This is a genomic window from Shigella sp. SIG3, assembly GCF_053555855.1.
In genome coordinates, this window is record NZ_JBQZXE010000172.1 from 1 (window position 1) to 5,621 (window position 5,621).

8 protein-coding genes, 2 tRNA genes and 3 pseudogenes are annotated in these 5,621 nt (G+C 47.9%); 11 read left to right on the top strand and 2 right to left on the bottom strand.

Features of this window, described 5'->3' with window-relative positions:
• Nucleotides 1–211: 211 nt before the first annotated feature.
• The 8 genes and pseudogenes from rem (at nt 212) to ACUU1I_RS19315 (ending at nt 4,091) form a co-directional block, all read left to right on the top strand.
• Nucleotides 212–462: pseudogene (gene rem, locus ACUU1I_RS19280) on the top strand (protein Rem).
• Between the two features lie 66 nt (nt 463–528).
• On the top strand, nt 529–807 hold the full coding sequence (locus ACUU1I_RS19285; protein ID WP_024258459.1) for a hypothetical protein: 279 nt from the start codon (nt 529–531) through the stop codon (nt 805–807).
• Between the two features lies 1 nt (nt 808).
• On the top strand, nt 809–1,858 hold the full coding sequence (locus ACUU1I_RS19290) for a DUF968 domain-containing protein (protein ID WP_001265241.1): 1,050 nt from the start codon (nt 809–811) through the stop codon (nt 1,856–1,858).
• Between the two features lie 12 nt (nt 1,859–1,870).
• Complete coding sequence (locus ACUU1I_RS19295) at nt 1,871–2,227, top strand: RusA family crossover junction endodeoxyribonuclease (protein WP_000904111.1); 357 nt, start codon at nt 1,871–1,873, stop codon at nt 2,225–2,227.
• Nucleotides 2,228–2,241: 14 nt separating this feature from the next.
• On the top strand, nt 2,242–3,063 hold the full coding sequence (locus ACUU1I_RS19300; protein ID WP_000762884.1) for an antitermination protein: 822 nt from the start codon (nt 2,242–2,244) through the stop codon (nt 3,061–3,063).
• A 143-nt stretch (nt 3,064–3,206) separates the two neighbouring features.
• Nucleotides 3,207–3,282, top strand: a tRNA-Ile gene (locus ACUU1I_RS19305).
• Between the two features lie 101 nt (nt 3,283–3,383).
• A tRNA-Arg gene (locus ACUU1I_RS19310) sits at nt 3,384–3,460 on the top strand.
• Nucleotides 3,461–4,004: 544 nt separating this feature from the next.
• Nucleotides 4,005–4,091, top strand: a complete 87-nt coding sequence (locus tag ACUU1I_RS19315; protein ID WP_000115835.1) for a DUF3927 family protein — start codon at nt 4,005–4,007, stop codon at nt 4,089–4,091.
• Between the two features lie 84 nt (nt 4,092–4,175).
• Here the strand turns inward: ACUU1I_RS19315 and ACUU1I_RS19320 are convergent.
• Nucleotides 4,176–4,301, bottom strand: a pseudogene (locus ACUU1I_RS19320) (hypothetical protein); the annotation flags it as partial.
• A 70-nt stretch (nt 4,302–4,371) separates the two neighbouring features.
• A complete protein-coding gene (locus ACUU1I_RS19325; RefSeq protein WP_000871291.1) occupies nt 4,372–4,707 on the bottom strand; it encodes an anti-adapter protein IraM in 336 nt (111 codons plus the stop codon).
• 259 nt (nt 4,708–4,966) lie between these two features.
• Between ACUU1I_RS19325 and ACUU1I_RS19330 the strand changes: the two are divergent.
• From ACUU1I_RS19330 to ACUU1I_RS19340, 3 genes and pseudogenes are all read left to right on the top strand, one after another.
• Nucleotides 4,967–5,152: pseudogene (locus tag ACUU1I_RS19330) on the top strand (DUF1737 domain-containing protein); the annotation flags it as partial.
• Entirely contained in the window at nt 5,152–5,313 is a 162-nt protein-coding gene (locus tag ACUU1I_RS19335; protein ID WP_001323614.1) for a hypothetical protein, read from the top strand. The pseudogene ACUU1I_RS19330 and the gene ACUU1I_RS19335, both read left to right, overlap by 1 nt.
• 149 nt (nt 5,314–5,462) lie before the next feature.
• Nucleotides 5,463–5,621 (top strand): phage holin (locus ACUU1I_RS19340; protein ID WP_449144886.1); only part of this gene is annotated, 159 nt, incomplete at its 3' end.

Here is a 5,621-nt window from a genome sequence, read left to right on the forward strand (position 1 = left end):
CGGCGAGTGAGAAATCCCTCGCCACCTCTGATGTGGCAGGCATCCTCAACGCACCCGCACTTAACCCGCTTCGGCGGGTTTTTGTTTTTATTTTCAACGCATTTGAAGTTCTGGATGGTGCCGGAATAGAATCAAAAATACTTAAGTAGCGCGCAGGGATAAAAGGGATGGACCCCGAACAGGGGAGTGCTACTTATCTGGAAGGATTCTGATGATGAACATCGAAGAACTGCGTAAAATTTTTTGTGAAGATGGCCTCTATGCTGTGTGCGTTGAAAATGGAAATATTGTTAGTCATTACCGCATTGTGTGTTTGCAAAAAATGGGGCTGCGTTAATTAATTTTGTGGATGCCCGAGTGACGGACGGATTTATCTTGCGCGACGGTGAGTTTGTCACTTCATTACAGGCATTGAAAGAGATCGGAATAAAAGCTGGCTTTTCTGCTTTTTCAGAAGAATAAACTCATCTACAATCTTGCGCGGGGCTGAACTCCCGCTGAGTAACACCGTGCCACCGGAGAAAACCGATGGCACGCAACGCAAAATATTACAATCATGATAATTCGACCGTTCTTGCCCACACGCACGAGCGGTATTCTCACGCATTTAAGTCAGACTGGTACCAGCATCCCTCATGCACTGAAGAACAGGCCGAATGGCTCATTCAGTGTTACCGCAGGCGCGGATGCGAGGTTAAAAAAGCCCTTAGCCTCGACTACCGTCACTGGATAATCTCCGTCAGGCTCCCTTACTCCGAACAGCCACCGCGTCCGTCCCGCACATTCCAGCAACGGATCTGGAGGTAACGTGCGGGTATTACTTCGACCTGTTCTGGTTCCGGAACTCGGGCTGGTGGTCCTTAAGCCCGGTCGTGAATCCATGCCGGTATTCCACAATACCCGGTTACTGGTGGAGCCGGAACCGAAAAGCATGCGTAATCTGCCGTCCGGGGTCGTTCCTGCCGCTCGCCAGCCGCTGGTGGAAGACAAAACATTGCTGCCGTTTTTCAGTAACGCACGGGTGATTCGTGCTGCTGGTGGTGCTGGTGCATTGTCTGACTGGCTGTTGCGCCATATTAAATCCTGCCAGTGGCCACACGGCGATTATCATCACAGCGAAACCGTCATTCACCGTTATGGTACCGGCGCAATGGTGTTGTGCTGGCACTGCGACAACCAGCTGCGTGACCAGACATCCGAATCACTCGAGCAACTTGCTCATCAAAACCTGTCAGCATGGATGATTGACGTCATCGGTCACGCAATAAGCGGTACGCAGGAGCGTGAATTATCTCTGGCTGAATTATCCTGGTGGGCGGTCCGCAATCAGGTGGCGGACGCGCTACCGGAAGCGGTATTACGTCGTTCGCTGGGGTTGCGTGCGGAAAAAATCCGCTCAATGTACCGTGAAAGCGACATCGTACCGGGAGAGCAGACCGCCACCAGCATACTGAAACAGCGCACAAAAAATCTTGCGCCGCTGCCTCACGCCCACCAGCAACAGAACCCACAACAGGAAAAGACGGTGGTCAGCATTGCCGTTGATCCTGAGTCTCCGGAATCTTTCATGAAACGACCTAAACGTCGCAGCTGGGTTAACGAGAAATACAAACGCTGGGTGAAGACACAGCCGTGTGCGTGTTGTGGTAAGCCAGCCGACGATCCCCATCACCTGATTGGTCATGGTCAGGGCGGAATGGGGACAAAATCTCACGATATTTTCACGCTACCGCTGTGTCGGGAGCATCACAACGAGCTTCATGCGGATCCTCTGGCGTTCGAAGAAAAGCATGGTTCTCAGGTTGATTTAATTTTTCGTTTTCTTGATCACGCCTTTGCAACTGGCGTGCTTGGGTAAAAGAGGTGACTGATGCTCATAGATTTGGTTTTACCTTACCCGCCGACGGTGAACACTTACTGGCGACGCCGTGGCAGCACATATTTTATCTCGGAGGAGGGAAAGCGTTATCGCCGGGCTGTGGCGCTTATTGTTCGCCAGCAGCGGCTGAAATTAAGCCTGTCCGGAAGGCTGGCGATAAAGGTGATTGCAGAGCCACCGGATAAGCGTCGTCGCGACCTGGACAATATCCTGAAAGCACCGCTGGATGCGCTGACGCATGCGGGAGTGTTAATGGACGATGAGCAGTTTGATGAAATCAATATCGTTCGTGGTCAGCCAGTATCTGGTGGACGTCTGGGGGTGAAGATTTACCCCATAATGCATTAAGAGCAGGTCAAAAAATGAAACTGGAAGATTTACCGAAATACTACTCCCCAAAATCCCCTGGCCTGACCGATGCATCGGCCTCAACGTCAAAAGATGCGCTGAGTATCACTGATGTGATGGCCGCGCAGGGCATGACACAGAATCGGGCTGAGATGGGTTTTTCTGCGTTCCTGGGGAAAATGGGCATCAGTATGAATGACAGGGCGCGGGCAACAGAATTACTGGCAGATTATGCACTCAGTCGGTGCGATCGTGTGGCGGCGTTGAGAAAACTTCCGGCAGAAATAAAACCGGTAGTGATGCGCATTATGGCTTCGTACGCTTTTGAGGATTATGCCCGCAGCGCAGCGAGTAAAAAGCAGTGCCCTTGTTGCTATGGGGAAAAATTTATTGAAAGCATAGTTTTTACAAACAAGATCCAGTATCCGGATGGTAAGCCGCCGGTATGGGCAAAGTGTACGAAAGGTGTGTATCCGTCTTACTGGGAAGAATGGAAAAAAGTCAGGGAGGTGGTAAAAGTTGCCTGTCCGGAGTGTGGCGGAAAGGGTGAGGTTTCCACCGCCTGTAAGGATTGCCGTGGGCGTGGTGTCGCCATTCATCGTGAAGAGTCGGTAAAACGTGGTATGCCTGTTATCAGAGACTGCCAGCGTTGTGGTGGTCGTGGCTATGAAAGACTACCATCAACGGAGGCATTTAATGCTATATGCGAGGTGACAAACCAGATAACACGCGCGTCATGGGAAAAAACAGTTAAGAAATTTTATGATGCGCTGGTGACCCGGTTTGATATTGAAGAAGCATGGGCTGAGCGGCAGTTAAAAAAGGTAACTAGGTAACAAGGTTGATTTTTCCGGAATCTGTGGTAAATTCGTCATAATGATGGGCGTTTTATGCCTGACGTTAGAAGAGTTTCTACAACCCGCCGCTGAGCGGGTTTTTTATTGCGAAATTAATTACGGACCGTTATTATTCTGCTCCCGGCCCTTTAGCTCAGTGGTGAGAGCGAGCGACTCATAATCGCCAGGTCGCTGGTTCAAATCCAGCAAGGGCCACCATCACAAACCGCCATTAGCTTATCAGGAAGAGCAGACGACACGATAACAGGGTTGTTGGTGCGGGGGGCGGGTCCCCGATGGCGGTCCATTATCGGTATTCAGCGTTGTTAGCTCAGCCGGACAGAGCAATTGCCTTCTAAGCAATCGGTCACTGGTTCGAATCCAGTACAGCGCGCCATATTCATTCTTCCAGATTCCTTCCGGCAGAGCCTTATACTGAAATATACCTGGCTCAGGATATTGTTGAAAATATTATATATTTGTCAAAAATAAAAGTTCTGTTAAGTATTGATTGAGTATTTGTTATACGGTCTAATGGTTTTTTCAGCATTAAGTATTTATCATTCATATGGTGTGGGTAGAGTGAATATTGATGAGGCGTCGGGGTGTTTCATCCTTAGGCAGCGTATTGATATAGTCAATGCAGCACGAGCAAAGGCCTTCAGCCGTTTGACAGTTTTGTTCTGTACTCCTGATCGTCTTTCGGGAAGAGACGTTATTATTCTGAATAGTGATGCTATACAGAGGGTTTGCGATGAGTTCATGGTTGCTAATTCAGAATTATTTGCTCTTGTTCAGGAGTACAACAGAATAGCCAGGACCTGTGGTATGGATGAACTTCGGATTACTCATCTGGGGTAGATACATATCTGGATTATCACCTGTTACGGTAAAAAGTGATTGCTTACTGTTTTTGTGAATGGCATTGCAGCAGCCGGATAATGTCAGTGCCGGCTGACGGTGTGCTGGTGGCGGGTGTGGTGGTTGTTGCTTTCCCGTTGCTGAAAAAGAAAACGCCAGACTGTTAGCCGGGTATCAGTTAGCGGGAGAAATTTTTAAATACTTCACAATTCAGGCGGTTGACTGTTGTCTGGTTTGCGGGGAGTTTGTTAAAAGAAACTGGCATGGTGAATCCCCCTGTGCGGAGGGGCAATCAGCGAGTAGGTATATGGGATAATCGCGGATTCAGGTGCTGGTACTGAATTCACCGGGAGGCACCCGGCACCATGCAATGGCACATAGCGCCACTCTCCAGCCCCTCTCCGGAGGGGCTGTTTATATTGATTTTGTCAGATGTGAGTAAACTCCTTATGGACTTTGTTGTTTTAGTCCATAAGGACATATTTGCAGAGTGCAACGGTTATTAAAGCATTCATTCAATACGTTATCTGTATTTGTAGGGCATTCCTGGCTGTTTTTGATTAAATTCCAGAATGTTTTATTGAATGGTACTACGTTGTAAATGGTTACAGGTAGCACTTTGTTATTGAGCATGATGCCTGTGTGAGTCAGTGTAAATATACTTTCAGGAGGTAAGAAAGCATCCGATTGATACCAGATTATTAATTTTATTTTACTCCATATGACTGAAAAAGATATTCCGCATGATGGCTGGATAACTGTATCAATCACAATCCACTTCATTTAGTTTCCTTGTTTATGCCTTGCTGGTGATGTTCTGAAAAGTATAAATGATATTTTTGAATTAAACCATAGAGCAGAATTATTTTTCTGATGTTGTTTATTGTTTATTTAAATGCAGGGTGGTTTATATCTCGTCTTGTAGTTTATCCATGCATATCTGCTTGATAATCAGGTTTTTATTTAAGGTATGGTTTTGTGTTTTTTCTGTATTACATGTCAGGTATTTTAAAGAATTATTTTTCAGATAGTGGAAAGAACCATGGCATTTAAACACTATGATGTTGTCAGGGCGGCGCCGCCGTCAGATCTTGCGGAAAAGCTGACACATAAACTGAAAGAGGGCTGGCAGCCGTTTGGTAGTCCGGTGGCCATAACCCCTTATACCCTGATGCAGGCGATTGCAGCAGAAGGTGATGTGGTGGTCAGTGGTGCAACTGAGCCGGAGTGATACTACGTCATCGTACTGGCCCGGCATTCCAGGCCATAAAAGACAGTCTGGCAGTGGGACTAAATGCACTGACGCTGACGGATATTACCAAAAATGCAACGTATGGCGTTGAGATAGAAAGTCTGGTGCTGGAGATAAATGCACCGGCATCATCATAAAAAGTGAGCCAGTCAAATGGAAGGTATCGTTAAACTCACCGGTAGTGTCAGTGGGTCGTCTGAGACGCTTGCATGAGTTATCAGAGCCATCAGTAGTTAACTGGTGGCTTTTTTATTGTTGTCAGCTTCCGGATAACGGGAGACGGGGTATGGACCAGATGGAAAAAATCACAACAGGTGTGTCATACACCACGTCAGCGGTGGGAACGGGCTACTGGTTCCTGCAGTTGCTGGACAGGTTTTCCCCGTCTCAGTGGGCGGCAATAGGCGTGCTGGGGAGTCTGCTGTTTGGGCTGCTGACATATCTG